At 68.7% G+C, this 18596-nt stretch carries 18 protein-coding genes; 10 read left to right on the forward strand and 8 right to left on the reverse strand.

What is annotated here, in order from left to right; translation table 11 throughout:
• Positions 1-140 precede the first annotated feature (140 nt).
• Together AC0LPE_RS15005 and AC0LPE_RS15010 are read left to right on the forward strand one after the other, a co-directional pair.
• Positions 141-494 carry a type II toxin-antitoxin system VapB family antitoxin gene (locus AC0LPE_RS15005; RefSeq protein WP_060651486.1) on the forward strand — a complete coding sequence of 118 codons (354 nt, stop codon included), beginning with the start codon at positions 141-143 and terminating at the stop codon, positions 492-494.
• An 84-nt stretch (positions 495-578) separates the two neighbouring features.
• Positions 579-2075 (forward strand): serine/threonine-protein kinase, encoded by a 1497-nt coding sequence (locus tag AC0LPE_RS15010; protein ID WP_490604760.1) that lies wholly within the window; start codon positions 579-581, stop codon positions 2073-2075.
• A gap of 40 nt (positions 2076-2115) precedes the next feature.
• On the opposite strand, the gene hemW is transcribed toward AC0LPE_RS15010, so the two are convergent.
• Positions 2116-3339 (reverse strand): radical SAM family heme chaperone HemW, encoded by a 1224-nt coding sequence (gene hemW, locus AC0LPE_RS15015; protein ID WP_490606358.1) that lies wholly within the window; start codon positions 3337-3339, stop codon positions 2116-2118.
• A gap of 392 nt (positions 3340-3731) precedes the next feature.
• On the opposite strand from hemW, the gene AC0LPE_RS15020 reads away from it, so the two are divergent.
• The 7 genes from AC0LPE_RS15020 (at position 3732) to AC0LPE_RS15050 (ending at position 11208) form a co-directional block, all read left to right on the forward strand.
• A complete protein-coding gene (locus AC0LPE_RS15020) occupies positions 3732-5447 on the forward strand; it encodes a nitrite/sulfite reductase (RefSeq protein WP_088897211.1) in 1716 nt (571 codons plus the stop codon).
• Positions 5448-5496: 49 nt separating this feature from the next.
• Entirely contained in the window at positions 5497-6225 is a 729-nt protein-coding gene (locus tag AC0LPE_RS15025) for a phosphoadenylyl-sulfate reductase (protein ID WP_016695466.1), read from the forward strand.
• Positions 6222-7166, forward strand: a complete 945-nt coding sequence (cysD, locus tag AC0LPE_RS15030; RefSeq protein WP_088897210.1) for a sulfate adenylyltransferase subunit CysD — start codon at positions 6222-6224, stop codon at positions 7164-7166. The genes AC0LPE_RS15025 and cysD overlap by 4 nt, the downstream gene beginning before the upstream one ends.
• A gap of 2 nt (positions 7167-7168) precedes the next feature.
• Positions 7169-8503 carry a sulfate adenylyltransferase subunit 1 gene (locus AC0LPE_RS15035; RefSeq protein ID WP_120279711.1) on the forward strand — a complete coding sequence of 445 codons (1335 nt, stop codon included), beginning with the start codon at positions 7169-7171 and terminating at the stop codon, positions 8501-8503.
• On the forward strand, positions 8500-9243 hold the full coding sequence (locus AC0LPE_RS15040; RefSeq protein ID WP_229565093.1) for a sirohydrochlorin chelatase: 744 nt from the start codon (positions 8500-8502) through the stop codon (positions 9241-9243). Before AC0LPE_RS15035 ends, AC0LPE_RS15040 begins: the two co-directional genes overlap by 4 nt.
• Before the next feature lie 105 nt (positions 9244-9348).
• Positions 9349-10239, forward strand: coding sequence for a polyphosphate kinase 2 (ppk2, locus tag AC0LPE_RS15045; protein ID WP_120279713.1), 891 nt, complete (start codon positions 9349-9351; stop codon positions 10237-10239).
• Positions 10240-10335: 96 nt separating this feature from the next.
• Positions 10336-11208, forward strand: a complete 873-nt coding sequence (locus tag AC0LPE_RS15050) for a universal stress protein (RefSeq protein WP_229565094.1) — start codon at positions 10336-10338, stop codon at positions 11206-11208.
• Positions 11209-11241: 33 nt separating this feature from the next.
• Here AC0LPE_RS15050 and AC0LPE_RS15055 read toward each other — a convergent pair whose 3' ends face one another.
• From AC0LPE_RS15055 to AC0LPE_RS15080, 6 genes are all read right to left on the reverse strand, one after another.
• Positions 11242-12240, reverse strand: coding sequence for a sulfate/molybdate ABC transporter ATP-binding protein (locus AC0LPE_RS15055; RefSeq protein ID WP_490604761.1), 999 nt, complete (start codon positions 12238-12240; stop codon positions 11242-11244).
• Entirely contained in the window at positions 12237-13043 is an 807-nt protein-coding gene (gene cysW / locus AC0LPE_RS15060) for a sulfate ABC transporter permease subunit CysW (RefSeq protein ID WP_145692437.1), read from the reverse strand. Before cysW ends, AC0LPE_RS15055 begins: the two co-directional genes overlap by 4 nt.
• Complete coding sequence (gene cysT, locus AC0LPE_RS15065) at positions 13040-13837, reverse strand: sulfate ABC transporter permease subunit CysT (RefSeq protein ID WP_016694104.1); 798 nt, start codon at positions 13835-13837, stop codon at positions 13040-13042. The genes cysW and cysT overlap by 4 nt, the downstream gene beginning before the upstream one ends.
• Positions 13838-13951: 114 nt before the next feature.
• The gene (locus AC0LPE_RS15070; protein ID WP_490604762.1) at positions 13952-14977 is read right to left on the reverse strand and encodes a sulfate ABC transporter substrate-binding protein; all 1026 of its coding nucleotides are present in this window, start codon (positions 14975-14977) and stop codon (positions 13952-13954) included.
• Between the two features lie 150 nt (positions 14978-15127).
• On the reverse strand, positions 15128-15220 hold the full coding sequence (locus AC0LPE_RS15075; RefSeq protein WP_315899260.1) for an Ms4533A family Cys-rich leader peptide: 93 nt from the start codon (positions 15218-15220) through the stop codon (positions 15128-15130).
• Positions 15221-15391: 171 nt separating this feature from the next.
• The gene (locus AC0LPE_RS15080) at positions 15392-15598 is read right to left on the reverse strand and encodes a hypothetical protein (RefSeq protein WP_016694101.1); all 207 of its coding nucleotides are present in this window, start codon (positions 15596-15598) and stop codon (positions 15392-15394) included.
• Positions 15599-15664: 66 nt separating this feature from the next.
• Here AC0LPE_RS15080 and AC0LPE_RS15085 point away from each other — a divergent pair, with 66 nt between their 5' ends.
• Positions 15665-17611: a glycoside hydrolase family 15 protein gene (locus AC0LPE_RS15085; RefSeq protein ID WP_490604763.1), complete on the forward strand. Its 1947-nt coding sequence runs from the start codon at positions 15665-15667 to the stop codon at positions 17609-17611.
• Between the two features lie 7 nt (positions 17612-17618).
• Here the strand turns inward: AC0LPE_RS15085 and AC0LPE_RS15090 are convergent, their stop codons facing one another.
• On the reverse strand, positions 17619-18596 hold the full coding sequence (locus tag AC0LPE_RS15090; RefSeq protein ID WP_490604764.1) for an ABC transporter substrate-binding protein: 978 nt from the start codon (positions 18594-18596) through the stop codon (positions 17619-17621).

The following is an 18596-nucleotide window of genomic DNA, read 5'->3' on the forward strand; positions in this document are numbered from 1 at the left end:
CGCCGCCTGCAGGACTGCACCTCTCGGGGCCGTACCCTGCCAGTCTAATCGCGCGACGACCTCGAAGGTGTCGGGCACGTGTGCGACACCACCCCGAACCGGAGGCGACGCCGTCGGCGCGTCCCCCGTAATGTGTCCGCATGATCTTCAAGGGCGTCCGGGACGGGAAACCGTATCCCGATCACGGACTGTCTCTGCGCGACTGGTCGAGGATTCCGCCCCGCCAGGTGCGCCTCGACGAGATCGTCACGACGACGAAGGTGCTCGAACTCGACCGGCTGTTGTCGGAGGACTCGACCTTCTACGGCGATCTGTTCCCACACGCCGTCCAGTGGCAGGGCGTGCTGTACCTCGAGGACGGGCTCCACCGTGCCGTGCAGTCCGCACTGCGGAACCGGCCGGTGCTGCACGTGCGTGTCTTCGAGTACGACGTGCTGATTCCCGGTGGCGTGCCCGACCCGGGCGCCGAGGTTCGGGGCCCGTCTCCCGCATAGCCCGATCAGGGGTGGATTCGCCCCGTTTCGACCGACGTCCGACGGACCGCCCGAGCTCTCGGACACCGACCGGGAAGGAATGGCATGGGCGAGACGTTCGGCCGCTACGAACTGCAGACCCGGCTCGGCCAGGGCGGGATGGGTCAGGTGTGGTGCGCATTCGACTCGGTCACCGATCGTCAGGTCGCGGTCAAGGTCCTGCCGCCGGAACTCGCCGACGACGCCGGATACCGCGCGCGTTTCGATCGTGAGGCCCGGGCCGTCTCCAAGCTCCGCCATCCGAACATCGTCCCGATCCACAATTTCGGTGAGATCGACGGACGGCTGTACATCGACATGGCCCTGCTCGAGGGCGAGGATCTCGGCACCGTCCTACGACGTGAAGGTTCGCTGCCGCTCGACCGCACCGTGCGCGTGATCGGCCAGGTCGCTGCGGCTCTCGACGCCGCACACGATGCGGGACTGGTGCACCGGGACGTCAAACCGGCCAACATCGTGCTGCACCCCAGCGGCCATACCTATCTGATCGACTTCGGGATCGCACATGCCGACGGTCAGACCGCGCTCACGCGCGAGGCCGGAGCGATCGGCACTCTCGCGTACATGGCCCCGGAACGCTTCGACGGCCGATCCGGGCCGGGTTCCGACATCTACGCGCTGACCTGCGTGTTGTTCCAGTGCCTCACCGGACGAGCACCGTTCGCCACCGACAGCACCGCTCAGCACGTCGCCTCCCATCTCACGAAACCGCCGCCGCGTCCGACCGACCTCGTGCCCGGCCTCCCTGCCGCGCTGGACGGCGTCGTCGCACGTGGGATGGCCAAGCGGGTCGAGGATCGGTATCGCCGGGCCGGTGAACTCGCCGAGGATCTGGCCCGGAGCACGATGGACCGACGGCCGCCGCGCGGGGCACCGGTCCCGCTCCGGAAGGTCGAGCCCGGACCGCCGCCCACGGCGGTGATCCCGCCGACCGCGGTGAACCCGTCGAGCTGGATGGGCCCGCCGACCTTCCCGAACCGACCCCCGATGGGGCCTCCTCCCCCACCTCCGGCGCGTGCACCGCGCCGCGGTGCGGTCGTGGCACTCGCGGTCGCCGCCGCGGTGATCGCGGTGGGGGCGGTGCTCGCCTTCGTCCTCGGGCGGGGCACCGGCGACTCGCCGTCCGCCGGTGCCACGAGTCCACTCCCGGCGGAGACCTCGACACCCTCCACCGTGCCGTCCTCACCCGGATCGACGTCACCCGAACCGACCTCGTCGGAGTCACCGCCGAGGTTCGAGCGTATGGAGACCTTCGTGCGGGACTACTACGCGTTGCTCCCGGACGACACCGAACAGGCCTGGGCGTTGTTCGATCCCCACTACGCGGGGAAGGTCGGCCGGGCCGGGTTCGAGGAGTTCTGGCCGACGATCCGGTCCGTCTCGGTGGATGCCGTGGAGCCCCGCGATGCGTCGAGTGTGATCGTCACCCTGACGTTCGTCACCGTCGACGGCCGGACCGAGTCGGAGAAGCGCTGGGTGTCGGTGGTCGAGAACCGTGGGCGGCTGTCGGTCTACGACTCGGAGCGCATCGGCGCGGCATGACGCGACCGGTCGGTCGGAGCGGCGTGACGCGACCGGACGGTCAGTCGTCCGCGCCGAGCAGGATGGTGCGGACCACCGCGTCGGCGAGCAGCCTGCCCCGGTCGGTCAGCACGAGATGATCGTCGCGCTCCACGGCGAGCCCGTCGGCGACCACCGTCTCCGCCGCGACGCGCTCACCGTCGTCGAGTTCCGACAACGGCAGGCCCGTGCGCAGCCGCACGGTGAGCATGACGAGTTCGGTGTGCCGGTCCTCGGTGGTGAGATGTTCGCTTCCCGCGACGGGCAGGGCTCCGTCGGCGAGGGTCGACGCGTAGCGGGCCGGATGCTTGACGTTCCACCAGCGCACGCCGCCGACATGGCTGTGCGCGCCCGGCCCGGCGCCCCACCAGTCGCCGCCGTCCCAGTAACCGAGGTTGTGGGCGCAGCGCGCCGACGGATCGTCGGCCTTCGCCCAGTTGGACACCTCGTACCAGGTCATTCCGGCGTCGGCGAGTCGCACGTCGATCCGCTCGTACCGCGATGCGAGCACGTCGTCGTCCGGGGCCGGCAGCTCGCCGCGACGGACACGGCGGGCGAGGGCGGTGCCGTCCTCGACGATGAGCGCGTACGCCGAGACGTGGTCGACCCCTGCTTCGAGCACGGCGTCGAGGGAGGCGTCGAGGTCGGTGTCGCGCTCGCCGGGAGTGCCGTAGATCAGATCGAGGTTGACGTGGCCGAAACCGGCCGCGCGCGCTTCCTTCGCCGCCGCGACGGGACGCCCGGGTGTGTGGGTGCGGTCGAGGACCGCCAGCACGTGCGGCGCCGCGGACTGCATGCCGAGCGACACGCGGGTGTATCCGGCCTCGCGGATCGACGAGAAGAACTCCGTGGAGGTCGACTCCGGGTTCGATTCGGTCGTCACCTCGGCGCCGGGGGCGAGCCCGAACGAGTCGCGGATCGCGTCGAGTACCTGCGCGAGACCGTCCGCGCCGAGCAGCGAGGGCGTTCCGCCGCCGACGAAGACCGTCTCCGCGGCGGGGGCCGGTCGTCCGGCCTCGGACAGCAGCCGGGCACCGGCGTCGAGTTCGCGGCGCAGACCCTCGAGCCAGGACTGCGGCGAGGCCGCGCTGCCGAGTTCCCCGGCCGTGTAGGTGTTGAAGTCGCAGTAGCCGCAGCGGGTCGCGCAGAAGGGCACGTGCACGTACACGCCGAACGGTCGCGTCCCCACGCCGGCGAGTGCCGAAGCGGGAAGTTCGAGACCGGCCGGACGACCCGCGATACCGATTTCCGTGCCGGTGCGTCGACCGATCTCAGTGCTGTTCACGCCCTCCAGTGTTCCAGAGACCCGAAGGGCGGTTCCGCGCGCGACGCCCCTACCTCGACATTTCCCGAAAATTGGGTGGAAATACCGCCCGCAATTCGGAATCGCCCCGGTGACATGGCACAATGGTCCGCATGACAGGACACGGAGTGCGACTCGTGGCGCGACGCCACGTCGACTTCAAGCGCGTCTGCGCATCCTGTTGTCTGCCTTGCGCCGCTTGTCTCTGCGCCGACTGTCTCTAGTCGGCACTCCCCGGCACATCCCAGATCCCGCCGGGTCGAAGCATGCGTGCACGAGGTCAGCCCCCTCCTGCGCTCGTCGATCCGGTTCCAGCGAATATCAGGAGACCCTGTATGTCGTCGACCACCGACGTCACGCCCGCCGACGAGTCGGCCACTCCCGCCCGCCGCGCGCGTCCCGCCAAGCGTCGCGCCGAGGGCCAGTGGGCCCTCGGTTACCGCGAGCCGCTCAACGCCAACGAGCAGACGAAGAAGGACGACAACCCGCTCAACGTCCGCAAGCGTATCGAGAACATCTACGCGCAAACCGGTTTCGACGGAATCGACAAGAGCGATCTGCGCGGCCGCTTCCGCTGGTGGGGTCTGTACACCCAGCGCGAGCAGGGCTACGACGGCACCTACACCGGTGACGAGAACATCGACCTGCTCGAGGCGAAGTACTTCATGATGCGGGTGCGCTGCGACGCCGGCGCCCTGAATCTCGCGCAGCTGCGCACGATCGCCGGTATCTCCACCGAGTTCGGTCGCGACACCGCCGACCTGTCCGATCGCGAGAACGTCCAGTACCACTGGATCGAGGTCGAGAACGTCCCGGAGATCTGGCGTCGTCTCGAATCGGTCGGTCTGAAGACCACCGAGGCGTGCGGCGACTGCCCCCGCGTCGTGCTCGGTTCGCCGCTCGCCGGTGAGTCCCTCGACGAGATCATCGACGGCACTCCGGCGATCGACGAGATCGTGAGCCGCTACATCGGCAACCCCGAGTACTCGAATCTGCCGCGCAAGTTCAAGACCGCGATCTCCGGCCAGCAGGACGTCGTGCACGAGATCAACGACGTCGCCTTCATCGGCGTCGAGCACCCCGAGCACGGCCCCGGCTTCGACCTGTGGGTCGGCGGCGGTCTGTCCACCAACCCGATGCTCGCGCAGCGGGTCGGCGCGTGGGTGCCGCTCGAGGAGGTCGCCGATGTGTGGGAAGGCGTCGTCGCGATCTTCCGCGACTACGGCTACCGCCGGCTGCGGTCCAAGGCACGCCTGAAGTTCCTCATCAAGGACTGGGGCATCGAGAAGTTCCGCGAGGTGCTCGAGACCGAATACCTGAAGCGTCCGCTGATCGACGGCCCGGCCCCGGCTGCACCGGAGCGTCCGATCGATCACGTCGGAGTCCAGAAGCTGCGCAACGGCCTCAACGCCGTGGGTGTCGCGCCGATCGCCGGTCGTGTCTCGGGCACGATCCTGTCGAAGGTCGCCGACGCCGCCGAGCGTGCGGGTTCGGACCGGATCCGGTTCACCCCGTACCAGAAGCTGATCGTGCTCGACGTGGCCGACGACAAGGTCGAGCAGCTCGTCACCGAGCTCGAGGCGCTGGGTCTGCCGGCTTCCCCGTCGCCGTGGCGCAAGAACCTCATGGCGTGCACGGGAATCGAGTTCTGCAAGCTGTCCTTCGTCGAGACGCGCAAGCGTTCGCAGGCTCTCGTGCCCGAGCTCGAGGAGCGTCTCGCCGACATCAACGCGCAGCTCGACGTCCCGGTGACGATCAACATCAACGGCTGCCCGAACTCGTGCGCGCGCTCCCAGATCGCCGACATCGGCTTCAAGGGTCAGCTCGTCGACGACGGTGAGGGCAACCAGGTCGAGGGTTTCCAGGTGCACCTCGGCGGTGCGCTGGGCTTCGACGCGAAGTTCGGACGCAAGCTGCGCCAGCACAAGGTCACCAGCGCCGAGCTCGGCGACTACATCGAGCGGGTGGTGCGCACCTTCGTCAAGGAGCGCGCGCCCGGCGAGCGCTTCGGCGAATGGGTCGTCCGCGCCGAGGAGGCAGACCTGCGATGACGGGCACTGCTGCAGCGGTCGACACGAAGACGGATCGGGAAGGGACGCGATGACGATCGATACGAACATCGACGAGCTCCGAAGTATTGCCGCGCAGGGGGCGGCAGAACTCGAAGGTGCGTCGGCGCAGGAACTCCTGCGGTGGACGGACGAGACCTTCGGTACCCCCACCACCGACGGTGGACGTAGCGGGTACATCGTCGCGTCCAACATGCAGGACGGTGTCCTGGTCCATCTGGCCGCGCAGCAGCGCCCCGGCGTGGACGTGCTGTTCCTCGACACCGGCTACCACTTCGCCGAGACGCTCGGCACGCGCGATGCGGTGGAGCAGGTGTACGGCGTGAACATCGTCAACGCCCGGGCGCAGCAGTCCGTCGCGGAGCAGGACGCCCTGCTCGGCAAGGATCTGTTCGCTCGCGACCCGAACGAGTGCTGCCGCCTGCGCAAGGTGGTGCCGCTGAAGGAGAGTCTGAAGGGCTACCGCGCCTGGGTGACCGGCATCCGCCGTGTCGAGGCGCCCACCCGCGCGAACGCACCGCTGATCTCGTTCGACGACGCGTTCGGACTGGTGAAGATCAATCCGATCGCGGCATGGTCCGACGAGGACATGCAGAACTACATCGACGAACACGGGATCCTCGTCAATCCCCTCGTCGACGAGGGCTACCCGTCCATCGGGTGCGCCCCGTGCACCACCAAACCACTTCCCGGAGCCGATCCGCGCAGCGGGCGCTGGGCCGGCCGAGCCAAGACCGAATGCGGGTTGCACGCCTCATGACACTCACCGATACGAATCCCACCGACACCCGGACGCTGCTGGACGGCAACCGTTTCGACACCCTCGACGCCCTCGAGTCGGAGGCGATCCACGTCTTCCGCGAGGTCGCGGGCGAGTTCGAGCGCCCCGTCATCCTGTTCTCGGGAGGCAAGGACTCCACCGTCCTGCTGCACCTCGCGATCAAGGCGTTCTGGCCCGCGCCGCTGCCCTTCGCGCTGTTGCACGTCGACACCGGCCACAACCTCCCCGAGGTCCTCGAGTTCCGCGACCACGTCGTCGAGAAGTACAACCTGCGACTGCACGTCGCGAGCGTCGAGGACTACCTCGCCGACGGCCGGCTCACCGAGCGTCCCGACGGCATCCGCAACCCGCTGCAGACCGTGCCGCTGCTCGACGCGATCTCGGAGAACCGGTTCGACGCCGTCTTCGGCGGCGGTCGCCGCGACGAGGAGCGTTCGCGCGCCAAGGAGCGCATCTTCTCGCTGCGCAACGCATTCGGTCAGTGGGATCCGAAGCGTCAGCGTCCGGAGCTGTGGAATCTGTACAACGGGAAGCACGCACCCGGTGAGCACGTGCGGGTCTTCCCGCTGAGCAACTTCACCGAGCTCGACATCTGGCGCTACATCGCCCGCGAGAACGTCGAACTGGCGAGCATCTACTACGCGCACGAGCGTCCCGTCTACCGCCGCGACGGCATGTGGATGACCCCGGGTGTCTGGGGTGGTCCGGCCGAGGGCGAAGAGCTCGAGACGCGTTCAGTGCGCTACCGCACCGTCGGCGACGGCTCGACCACCGGCGCGATCCTGTCCGAGGCCTCCACGAACGAGGAGATCCTCGCCGAGGTCGCGGCATCACGACTGACCGAGCGCGGCGCCACCCGCGGCGACGACCGGGTTTCCGAAGCGGCGATGGAAGACCGCAAGCGAGAGGGCTATTTCTGATCATGAGCGACCTTCACGAGCGGAGCGTGCAGAGCGACACGCAGCTGCTGCGCCTCGCCACCGCCGGTTCGGTCGACGACGGCAAGTCCACCCTGGTGGGCCGGCTGCTCTACGACACCAAGTCCGTACTCGCCGACCAGATCGACGCCGTCACCCGCGCGTCGGTCGACCGCGGCCTCGACACCCCCGACCTGTCGCTGCTCGTCGACGGCCTGCGCGCCGAGCGTGAGCAGGGCATCACCATCGACGTGGCCTACCGCTACTTCGCGACGCCGAAGCGCAGCTTCGTCCTGGCCGACACGCCGGGTCACGTCCAGTACACCCGCAACACGGTGTCGGGTGCGTCCACAGCGCAGCTCGTCGTCCTGCTGGTCGACGCGCGCAAGGGTGTCGTCTCGCAGACCCGTAAGCACGCCGCCGTGCTGGCCCTGCTCGGTGTGCCGAAGCTCGTCCTCGCGGTCAACAAGATCGACCTCGTCGAGGATCCGGCCTCGGTGTTCGCGCAGATCTCCGCCGAGTTCGGCGAACTGACGAGCTCGCTCGGCTGGGCCCCCGAGGACGTGCAGGAGATCCCTGTCTCCGCGCTGCACGGCGACAACGTGGCGGTGCGCAGCGAGAACACCCCCTACTACGACGGCCCGACCCTCATCGAGTACCTCGAGTCGGTCCCCGTCGACGCCGACGTGCACGGCCGGCACGAGACCGGTCTGCGCTTCCCGGTGCAGTACGTGATCCGTCCCCGCACCGCCGAGTTCCCCGACTACCGCGGCTACGCCGGTCAGGTCGCGGCAGGCTCCGTGCGCCCCGGCGACGAGGTCGTCGTGCTGCCGTCCGGTGTCCGCACCACCGTCGAGCGCATCGACAGTGCCGACGGCGCATTCGATGTCGCGCACGCCGGCCGGTCGGTGACCCTGGTGCTCGCCGACGACGTCGACGTCTCCCGCGGCGACATCATCGCCACCCCGGAGGCGGCACCCGAGCCGCTGTCGGAGTTCGAGGCCACCGTGTGCTGGCTCGCCGAGAAGCCGCTGCGTCCCGGCGCCCGGCTGCTGCTCAAGCACGGCACCCGCACCACGCAGGCCATCGTCGGCACGATCGACGAGCGGTTCGACGAGCAGAACCTCTCCTCCGTCCCGAGCCCGGACAGCATCGAGCTCAACGAGATCGCGCGCATCACGGTGCGTGTGGCCGAGCCGATCGCCGCGGACGACTACCGCGTCAACCGCCGTAGCGGCAGCTTCCTGCTCATCGATCCGGCCGGGGGCAACACCCTGGCTGCGGGTCTCGTGGGCGACGGACTCGCCGACATCGAGCTCGGGGACCGCGTCCCGGCATGATGCCGCTCGTCGCCGTCGCGCACGGCAGCCGCGACCCGCGTTCGGCGCGGGCCGTGGCTGCCGCGCTCGACACCGTCCGGGCCGAGAACCCCGGTCTGGACGTGCGACTCGCGTTCCTGGACCTGAACACCCCCTCGGTCGGGCAGGTCCTCGACGCGCTCGCCGCGGACGGGCATCGGCAGGTCGCGGTGGTGCCACTGCTGCTCGGCAGCGCCTTCCACGCGCGGGTCGATCTGCCGGCCCTGTTGCACGAGGCGCAGCAACGTCATCCGTTGCTCGAGGTGCTGTGCTCGCCGATCCTCGGCGACGACGATCTCCTCGTCGACGCGGCTCGCGACCTGATCACGGCCACGGGGGTGTCGGTCGATGATCCGTCCGTCGGTGTCGCGGTGTGCGCGGTGGGATCGCGGCGCCCCGAAGCGAACCGGGCGACAGAACTCGTCGTGCCCCGCATCCTCGCCGGGACGGCGTGGACGCAGGCCGCGGCGTGCTTCGCCACCACCGGCCCGTCGGTCGGAACGACCCTCGCCGATCTCACCTCCCGCGGCGCACGCACCGTCGTGCTGACGCCGTGGATCCTCGCCCCCGGACTGCTGTGGGACCGCGCCTGCGCCGAGGCCGAGAGTCTCGGGCACGTGCGGGTCGCGGAAACTCTCACCCGGCACGATGCCGTCGCGCGGGTGATCGCCCAGCGCTACACCGAGGCCGTGCACCGCCGGCGCGGACTGCGCGTGGCCTGAGTCGCGTCCGACTCTCCGCCCGAGTTCACGCACGATTCGCATTCCTCCGCTACAACGGAGTCACAGTCGTCGTTCGACGACATCGGTGATCCGGGAGGACCTCGCGTGCAGAACGAACTCCGTCGCTACATCGACCGGCTCCGCACGGAGGGCTATTCGGTGCGCGACGACCACGGTGAGGACCCCGATCTGATCGACATCGAGGGCCGGGCCGTCGACACCTGGCGGGAGAACTATCCGTACGACACCCGGATGGACCGCGCCACCTACGAGGTCGAGAAGTACCTACTGCAGATCGAACTGCTGAAGTTCCAGTCGTGGGCCAAGGACAACGGGTCCAAGCACATCATCGTGTTCGAAGGTCGCGACGCCGCCGGCAAGGGCGGCACCATCAAGCGGTTCCAGGAGTACATCAACGTCCGGCACGCCCGGACCGTCGCGCTCAACAAGCCGTCCGACCGCGAGCAGGGCCAGTGGTACATGCAGCGCTACATCCAGCACTTCCCCACCGCCGGTGAGCTCGTGCTGTTCGACCGCTCCTGGTACAACCGTGCCGGGGTCGAACGCGTCATGGGGTTCTGCAGCGACGACGAGTACGAACGCTTCATCACTCAAATCCCGATGTTCGAGCAGCTCATCGTCGACGCCGGGATCTCGCTGACCAAGTTCTGGTTCTCGGTCACGCAGAACGAGCAGCGCACGCGGTTCGCGATTCGCCAGCTCGACCCCGTCCGCCGCTGGAAGCTGTCGGAGATGGACCTCGAATCGCTCGACAAGTGGGACCAGTACACCGAGGCGAAGGAAGAGATGTTCCGTCGCACCGACACCGATCACGCCCCGTGGACGACGATCAAGTCGAACGACAAGAAGCGGGCCCGGATCAACGCGATGCGGTTCTTCCTGAACCAGTTCGAGTACGACGACAAGGACCGTCAGATCGTCTTCCCGGCCGACCCGAAGATCGTCCAGCGCGGCAAGGACGCCGTCGGCGACTAGCTGCCGGGAGGTCGTGCTCCGGGCGTGCCGAGGCGCGCAGGGCTGGCGCGCAGCCTGTGATCCGTACCACACTGGACGGTGACGCGAGGAGGCAGCATGGGCACAGCCAATGTCGGTCACGGAATCGTCGTCGGCATCGACGGATCGGACAGCGCACTCGATGCGGCCCGGTGGGCCGCGTGCGTCGCCCAACGTCTCGGCGAACCGATCGACCTGGTGCACGTTCATCCCCCCACCTCCGACAACGGGACCGACCCGTCGGAGGCCGTTCTCACCGCCGCGGAAGCAGCCGTTCGTGGCGCAGTCGACCGGGTGGAGGTCCGGCGGTCCACCCCGTCTGGCAAGCCGGATCGTGTGCTCACCGACCTGTCGCGCGAGGCACGGATGATCGTTCTCGGTCACACCACCACCACCGAATGGCAGTCGATGGTGCGGCGCTCGGACGTCGTGTCGGTCGCCAACCACGCCGAATGCCCGGTGGTGACGTGGCGCAGCCGCGAGGGATTCCAGCCACCCGACGGTCGTCCGGTCGTCGTCGGCGTGGACGGCACCGAGGTCAGTGCGGGGGCTGTCGAGCACGCCTTCGCGACCGCGGCGGCGCTCGAGGCACCGCTCGTCGCGATCCACACGTGGACGGAGCAGTCCACGCTCACCTACGGCGAGGGGTCACGGTTCACGGACTGGACGGCCTACGTCGAGTACCGGAGGGAGGAGATGAGGTCGAACACCTCCGGGCACACCGAGCGGTTCCCCGACGTCGAGGTCTCCTACCGGGTCGAGCGGGGCAAGCCCGACATCGTCCTGCTCGAGGAGTCCAAGAGCGCCCAGCTCGTGGTGGTGGGCAGCCACGGGCGGAGTCCGCTGGCCGCTGCGGTGGTCGGCTCGAGCAGCCAGGGACTGATCCACCACAGTTGCTGTCCGGTCATGATCTGCCGGGCCCACCACCGGTCGGAGACCGAAGCGCACTGACCCGGCGCGCATGAGCCCGACGCCGGCGTTCGGTTACTGCGCGGCGGTACCGAGCGGGGCGGCCTCGGACGCGGCGGGAGCGTGCGCGTAGACGGTGTCGCCCGCGACGAGCCCCAGGTCGTGGGCTTCGCCGCGGGTGATCTGCGTCGTGAACTGCTCACCGGTCGCGTCGTTGCGCAGTTCGACACGTACCTCGAAGCCCAGCCGGACGACACGCTCGACGGTCGCCCGCGTGACACCGACCGAGCCGCCGGAGGTGTCGGAGAGCGCGGGTTGCCGGGCGAGCCGGATGTCGTGCGGCCGCACCAGCACGCCGTTGAGCTTGGACACCGTCCCGAGGAACGACATCACGAAGCTGTTCGCCGGGCGATCGTAGAGCTCCTCCGGCGTTCCGACCTGTTCGATGCGTCCGGCGCTCATCACCGCGATGCGGTCGGCGACGTCGAGCGCCTCCTCCTGGTCGTGCGTGACGAGCACGGTGGTCACGTGCACCTCGTCGTGCAGGCGGCGCAGCCAGGTCCGCAGGTCGGCGCGGACCTTCGCGTCCAGGGCGCCGAACGGCTCGTCGAGCAGCAGCACCTGCGGGTCCACCGCGAGGGCACGCGCGAGCGCCATGCGCTGACGCTGGCCGCCGGACAGCTGCGCAGGATAGCGTCGCTGGAATCCGCCGAGCCCGACGATCTCGAGCAGGTCGTCGACCCGCTTCGTGATCTCGGCCTTGGGTCGCTTGCGGATCTTGAGTCCGAAGGCGACGTTCTCGCGCACAGTCATGTGCTTGAACGCGGCGTAGTGCTGGAACACGAACCCGATGTCGCGCTTCTGCGGAGTGACGCCGGTGACGTCCTTGCCGGCGATGTGGACGGTGCCCGCGTCGAGGGTCTCGAGGCCCGCGATCGAGCGCAGCAGGGTCGACTTCCCCGAACCCGACGGGCCGAGCAGGGCGGTGAGCGAGCCGGACGGGATGTCGATGTCGACGTCGTCGAGTGCGGCGAAGTCTCCGTAGTTCTTGCGCGCCCCGGTGACGGTGATCATTCGGTGCTCCTCTTCCGGTCGAGCAGGGTCATCAGCAGCAGGACGATCACCGCGATGGCCATGAGCAGGGTCGCGGCGCTGTAGGCGCCGAAGGTGTTGTGGTCGTCGATGTACCGGGCGTGCACGAGCAGCGTCAGCGTCTGGGAGACGCCGGGGAAGCCGGACGAGACCATGATGACGGCACCGAACTCGCCGAGGGCCCGCGCGACGGTGAGGACGATGCCGTAGGTCAGGCCCCAGCGGATCGCCGGCAACGTGATCCGCCAGAAGGTCTGCCAGGTGTTCGCGCCGAGGGTCGCGGCGGCCTGTTCCTGCTCCTCCCCGATCTCGCGCAGCACCGGTTCGACCTCGCGCACGACGAACGGCAGCGTCACGAAGATCGTCGCGAGCACCATGCCCGGCAGGCCGAAGATCACCTTGAAGCCGAGATCCTCGACGGCACCGAACCATCCGTTGGCGCCCCAGAGCATGATCAGGGCGACACCCACGACGATCGGCGAGACCGCGAAGGGCAGGTCGACGACGGCCTGCAGCAGTCCCCTCCCCGGGAATCTGCCGCGGACGAGGGCCAGCGCGACGACGATGCCGAAGATCACGTTCACGGGTACGACGATCGCGACGATGAGCAGCGACAGGTTCAGCGCCGAGATCGCGGCGGGGGTGCTGATCGACTCGGCGAACGCCACGATGCCGTTCTCGAAGGTTCGGTAGAGGATCACCCCGATCGGGACGAGCAACAGCACGAACAGGTAGGCGAGCGCGACGAAGCGCAGCGACAATCGGGATGCGAGGGACGGTTTCACCGGTCGTCCTCCTCTCGGCGCAGCCCCCGGTTCGCGACCAGGCGCAGGACGAACAGCACGACGAAGGCGATCACCAGCAACGCGACGGAGACCGCGGCAGCGTTGACCGGCCGGTCGATCTCGATCTGCTGCTGGATGTACTGCGACGCGACCTGCGTCTTGTACGGGATGTTGCCGCCGATGAGCACGATCGAGCCGTACTCACCGATGGCGCGGGCGAATGCCAGGCCGGTGCCGCCGAGGACGGCCGGTGCGAGCACGGGCAGCACCACCGTGCGGAAGATCGTGAAGTTGCCGGCTCCGAGCGAGGCGGCGGCCTCCTCGACCTCACGGTCGGCCTCGATGAGCACCGGCTGCACCGAGCGCACCACGAACGGCAGCGTGACGAATGCCAGCGCCACCACCAGTCCCGGCTCGGTCGCGTTGAGCTGCACACCGATCGGGCTCTGCGGCCCGTACAGCGAGAGCAGCACGATGCTCGCGACGATCGTCGGCAGGGCGAAGGGCAGGTCGATGAGGGCGTTGACGAACTTCTTCCCCGGGAACTCGTCGCGGACGAGCACCCAGGCGATCACCGTGCCCATCACCGCGTTGATCGCCGCGACGACCAGCGAGACGACGACGGTGATCCGCAGGGTCGCCAGGGCGGCCGGCGCGGTGATCGCATCGACGAAGGTCCCGAGACCGTCGGAGACGGAGTGGAAGGCCAGGGCCGCAAGGGGAAGCAGGACGATCAGGCTCAACCACAGGGTGGCGATGCCGATACCGAGGGGCCCGACGGCGCCGGTGAACATCCGGCGACGTGGTCGGGCGGGGGCCGTGGCGGACGGCCCGCGACGCGAACCCGCCGGGGCGGGAGACGAATCTCCCGACCCGGCGGTGTGTTCCGAAACGGTCACGCGCGTGCTCTACTTCGTGGCGTTGTCGTAGATCACCGCGATGGTGCCGGTGCTGTCGGCGAACAGCTCCTCGTTCACGGTCTCCCAGCCGCCGAGATCGGCGACGGTCCACAGCTTCTCCGGCTGCGGGAACTCGTCGGCGAACTCCTCGGCGACGGTCGGGTCGACGGGCCGGAAGCCGGCCTCGGCCCACAGGCGCTGGGCGTCGGGGGTGTACAGGAAGTCGTTGAACGCCTGCGCGACCTCGACGTCCTTCGCGTTCTTCAGCACCGCCGCGGGGTTCTCGATCTTGAACGTGACGGGCGGGGTGACGTGCTCGACGGGGTCGCCGTTGCGCTCGATGAACAGCGCCTCGTTCTCGTAGCTCAGCAGCACGTCGCCGGTGCCCTGCAGGAAGGTCTCGGTGGCCTCGCGACCGGACTTCGGCTGCACCTTCACGTGGTCGGTGACCAGTGCGTCGACGTAGTCGATGCCGGCCTGCGGATCGGCGCCGCCGTTGCTCTTCGCGGCGTAGGGAGCGAGCAGGTTCCACTTCGCCGAACCCGAGCTGAACGGGTTGGGGGTGACGACCTCGACGTCCGGCCGGAGCAGGTCGTCCCAGTCCTGGATGTTCTTCGGGTTGCCCTCGCGGACGACGATGGTGACGACCGATCCGAACGGGATCCCGTTGTAGGCGTTGTCGTTCCAGTTCTCGTCGACGAGGCCCGCGTCGACGAGACGGGTGATGTCGGGTTCGACGGAGAAGTTCACGAAGTTGGCCTCGGCACCGTCGCGCACCTTGCGGGACTGATCTCCGGAGGCGCCGTAGGACTGCTGGAAGACGACGCCTTCCCCCTCCTCGGTCTCCTGGAAGGCGGGGATCAGCGAGTCGAATCCGACCTTGGGCACGGCGTAGGCGTAGAGGTTGATCGTGCCGCCGGATCCGTCGCCGCCGCTCTCGGCTCCGACGGTGTCGCTCGAACCGCCGGCGCAGGCGGTGAGGGAGAGCGCGGTGACCGCGGCGAGCGCCGCGACGACGAACCTGGAACGTTTCATGACGAGCCTCCTGAGGGGCTGTTTCGAGGGGGGGATGAACGCGACCGGCCACCGGACGAGGGGCTGCCGGATCGGACCGGCCGGGATTCGCGAGGATGCGGCACCGACGGACGCGAGGATCCGCAGACGGGGACCGCAGAGAAGAAGGGTTCAGCGACAACAGTCGATGTCGGCGACCGAAGGCATGCCCACAGCGATCAACGCCAACTCGTGGCGGATGCGGGGCAGAGTGGTCGCGGACACGCGGCAGAGATTAGCAGAGGTCGAGGATCGACCGAAATCGACGATTCGGACACCGGGCGTCGAGCACCGGACCGGATGCGCGAGCGGCGTGCTCACATGGAGACGAGCCATGCGACGACGACGATGATCAACAGCGCGATCAGCGCCAGGGTCACGCGCGAACGCGGCATGTCAGCAATCCTCCGTCGTCGTGGCGGGCGAGTCCGTCTCTCCACGGCCGAGCAGTCCGAAGACTCCGGCCATCGCCCGATCGAGCAGCCATGCGACCCCGAAGCAGGCCGGCACCAGCACTGCGAGCACCAGGGCCACCTGAGGGACGAAGGACAGGCCTGCGAGCCACAGCTCGAAGCCGTCCCACCACGAAGCCACCCGATCCATTGCCTACACCCTAGTAGGTTCGGCAACCGCCCTGCGATCCGCCCGGCCCGCGGTGATCATGGAGGGATGGACCACCACCACTCCTCCTCACCGCTGTCGGGGGCACCCTTCCGAGGGAGTCCGTTCCCGCCGATCGACGACTACGCATTCCTCTCGGATTGCGAGAGCACCTGCCTGATCGCGCGCGACGGCACCGTGGAGTGGATGTGCGTGCCCCGTCCCGACTCCCCGAGCGTGTTCGGGTCGCTGCTGGACCGCAGCGCGGGACATTTCCGGTTGTCGCCGCACGACCGCACCGTTGCTGCGGCACGCCGGTACCTGCCGGGCGGTCTGGTCCTCGAGACGACCTGGCAGACCGACACGGGTTGGATGATCGTGCGGGACGCGCTGGTCATGGCGCCCTGGTACGACGTCGAGGAACGCTCCACGACGCACCGCCGGACCCCGTCCGACTGGGAGTCCGAGCACATGCTGCTGCGCACGGTGCGCTGCGTGAACGGGACGGTGGATCTGTACGTCAGCTGCGAGCCCGCCTTCGACTACCACCGCGGCCGCACCGAATGGAGCTACACCGGCAAGGTCTACGAGGAGGCCACCGCGGTATGCCGGAATGCGCCGGACGAACATCCGACGCTGCGCATGACGACGGATCTGCGCCTCGGGATCGAGGACCGCGAGGTCCGCACGCGTCGTCGACTCCACAAGGGCGACACGGCGTTCGTCGCCCTGTCGTGGTCGGACTGCCCGATGCCGCACACCTTCGACGAGGCCGCCGTGAAGATGGCCGCCACCCAGGACTACTGGCGCGAGTGGATCACCACGGGCCGCTTCCCGGATCACCCCTGGCGCACCTACCTGCAGAGCAGCGCGCTCACGCTCAAGGGACTGACCTACAGCCCGACCGGGGCGCTGCTCGCCGCATCGACGACCTCCCTGCCGGAAACCCCTGGCGGAAGACGCAACTGGGACTACCGCTACGCATGGGTGCGTGATTCGACGTTCGCATTGTGGGGCCTGTACACACTCGGGTTCGACCGGGAGGCAGACGATTTCTTCTCGTTCATCCTCGACGTCTCGCGCGACGCGGACGGCGTGAGATATCCGCTCCAGGGCATGTACGGGGTGGGTGGTGAGCGCGAATTGCCCGAGTCCACCCTCGCGCATCTGAGCGGCTACGACGGCGCGACCCCGGTCCGGATCGGCAACGACGCCTATCACCAACAGCAGCACGACATCTGGGGCACGCTGCTCGACTCGGTGTACCTGCACGTCAAGTCCCGCGGACACTTCCCCCAGACGTTGCTGCACACCCTGCGCCGGCAGGTCGAGGAGGCGGCGGCCAACTGGCGCAAGCCCGATCGCGGCATCTGGGAGGTGCGCGGCGAACCCCAGCACTTCGTGTCGTCGAAGGTCATGTGCTGGGTTGCCCTCGATCGCGGCGCGAAGCTCGCCGAGCTGCAGGGCCGCCCCGACTACGCCCGCAAGTGGACGGCCGTCGCCGACGAGATCAAGGCCGACGTCCTCGAACACGGCGTCGACGAACGCGGTGTCTTCACCCAGCGGTACGGTCACCCGTCGCTCGACGCATCGGCTCTGCTGATCCCCTTGCTGCGCTTCCTGCCCGCGGACGATCCCCGCGTGCGGGCCACGGTGCTGGCGATCGCCGACGAACTCACCGAGGACGGACTGGTGCTGCGCTACCGCGTGGAGACCACCGACGACGGACTCGCGGGTGAGGAGGGTTCGTTCACCATCTGCTCGTTCTGGCTGGTCTCGGCGCTCGTCGAGATCGGTGAGGTCGAGCGGGCCGCCGCACTGTGCCAGCGCCTGCTCGACTACGCGAGCCCCTTGAAGCTCTATGCCGAGGAGATCGACACCGAGACCGGACGTCATCTGGGGAACTTCCCGCAGGCGTTCACCCACCTGGCGCTCATCAACGCCGTCGTCCACGTCATCCGCGCAGAGCGGGAGATCGGAGCGGGCAACTTCCGGCCCGCGCATCTCGGGCCGTGAGCCGGTCTCAGGCGTTCGCGACGGCCTCGAGCTGCGGCCGGATCACGTCGAGCGCATAGCCGATCGACAGCGACGAGGGCGTGTTGAACGCGACCACCGTCGGGAAGTCGACGACGGCGAGACCGCCTCCGGTGACGGCGGGCAACCGGTCGAATCCGGGCAGGGCCATCAGGTCCTGCTCGGTTCCGCCGCGCGGCAGGATGATCAGTAGATCGGCGACCAGGGCGTCGACGCGTTCGGGACCCAGCACGACCCGCCCCTGGGAGGCTCCGCCCTCCGCGACCAGCGCGGGCGGCAGCGTCATGCCCAGCTGCGTGAACAACGCCGCCGCCCCGTCGTTCGGATCGGCAACCACGACGACCTGCTGCTCGTTGGTGACGTACTGCGACAGCGCGGCGGTCCGGCCCTCGAGTCCCGGCAGAGCGGCCTCCTCGATCTCGGCGTTGCGGTCGGCGATGATCCGCTCGGCGTCGTCGGTGCGGCCGAGGACCTCACCGAGCACGCGCACCTGTTCGTCCCAGCGGTCCACGCCGGTGTCGCCGAGAGGTCCGATGGTGGGGGCGACCGCGGAGATCGTGTCGTAGTCGTTCTGCGAGGCGATCTGCCAGGCTCCGAGGATCAGGTCGGGTTCGAGAGCGGCCACCTCCTCGACGGGCACCGACGTCTCCGCTGTCGGACTCAGCGCCACCGCATCCGGGGAGACGTCGGTCTGCCAGGGATAGAGGCCGCGCTCGTCGCCGTACGAGCCGGCGCTGTAGTACGCGACCGGCTGCACTCCGAGTTCGACGAGGGCGTCGAGCCATTGGCTGGAGGTCGCGACGATCCGCTCGGGTGTGCCCTCGATCGACGTCGTGCCGTAGGAGTGTTCGACGGTGACGGTCTCGCCACCGGCGGTCGCGGGTTCGTCGGTGTCCGACGAACATGCGACGAGGGTCGGGACGGCGAACAGTACGAGCGCTACGGCGGAGAGAACGACTCGACGCAT

This window comes from Rhodococcus sp. S3 (assembly GCF_058211795.1).

Bases quoted from the DNA above. Each gene is read 5' to 3' on its own strand.
- AC0LPE_RS15005 (WP_060651486.1), top strand. From the start codon at position 141: ATGATCTTCAAGGGCGTCCGGGACGGGAAACCGTATCCCGATCACGGA.
- AC0LPE_RS15010 (WP_490604760.1), top strand. From the start codon at position 579: ATGGGCGAGACGTTCGGCCGCTACGAACTGCAGACCCGGCTCGGCCAG.
- AC0LPE_RS15020 (WP_088897211.1), top strand. From the start codon at position 3,732: ATGTCGTCGACCACCGACGTCACGCCCGCCGACGAGTCGGCCACTCCC.
- AC0LPE_RS15025 (WP_016695466.1), top strand. From the start codon at position 5,497: ATGACGATCGATACGAACATCGACGAGCTCCGAAGTATTGCCGCGCAG.
- cysD (WP_088897210.1), top strand. From the start codon at position 6,222: ATGACACTCACCGATACGAATCCCACCGACACCCGGACGCTGCTGGAC.
- AC0LPE_RS15035 (WP_120279711.1), top strand. From the start codon at position 7,169: ATGAGCGACCTTCACGAGCGGAGCGTGCAGAGCGACACGCAGCTGCTG.
- AC0LPE_RS15040 (WP_229565093.1), top strand. From the start codon at position 8,500: ATGATGCCGCTCGTCGCCGTCGCGCACGGCAGCCGCGACCCGCGTTCG.
- AC0LPE_RS15050 (WP_229565094.1), top strand. From the start codon at position 10,336: ATGGGCACAGCCAATGTCGGTCACGGAATCGTCGTCGGCATCGACGGA.
- AC0LPE_RS15055 (WP_490604761.1), bottom strand. From the start codon at position 12,240: ATGATCACCGTCACCGGGGCGCGCAAGAACTACGGAGACTTCGCCGCA.
- cysT (WP_016694104.1), bottom strand. From the start codon at position 13,837: ATGTTCACCGGCGCCGTCGGGCCCCTCGGTATCGGCATCGCCACCCTG.
- AC0LPE_RS15070 (WP_490604762.1), bottom strand. From the start codon at position 14,977: ATGAAACGTTCCAGGTTCGTCGTCGCGGCGCTCGCCGCGGTCACCGCG.
- AC0LPE_RS15080 (WP_016694101.1), bottom strand. From the start codon at position 15,598: ATGGATCGGGTGGCTTCGTGGTGGGACGGCTTCGAGCTGTGGCTCGCA.
- AC0LPE_RS15085 (WP_490604763.1), top strand. From the start codon at position 15,665: ATGGACCACCACCACTCCTCCTCACCGCTGTCGGGGGCACCCTTCCGA.
- AC0LPE_RS15090 (WP_490604764.1), bottom strand. From the start codon at position 18,596: ATGCGTCGAGTCGTTCTCTCCGCCGTAGCGCTCGTACTGTTCGCCGTC.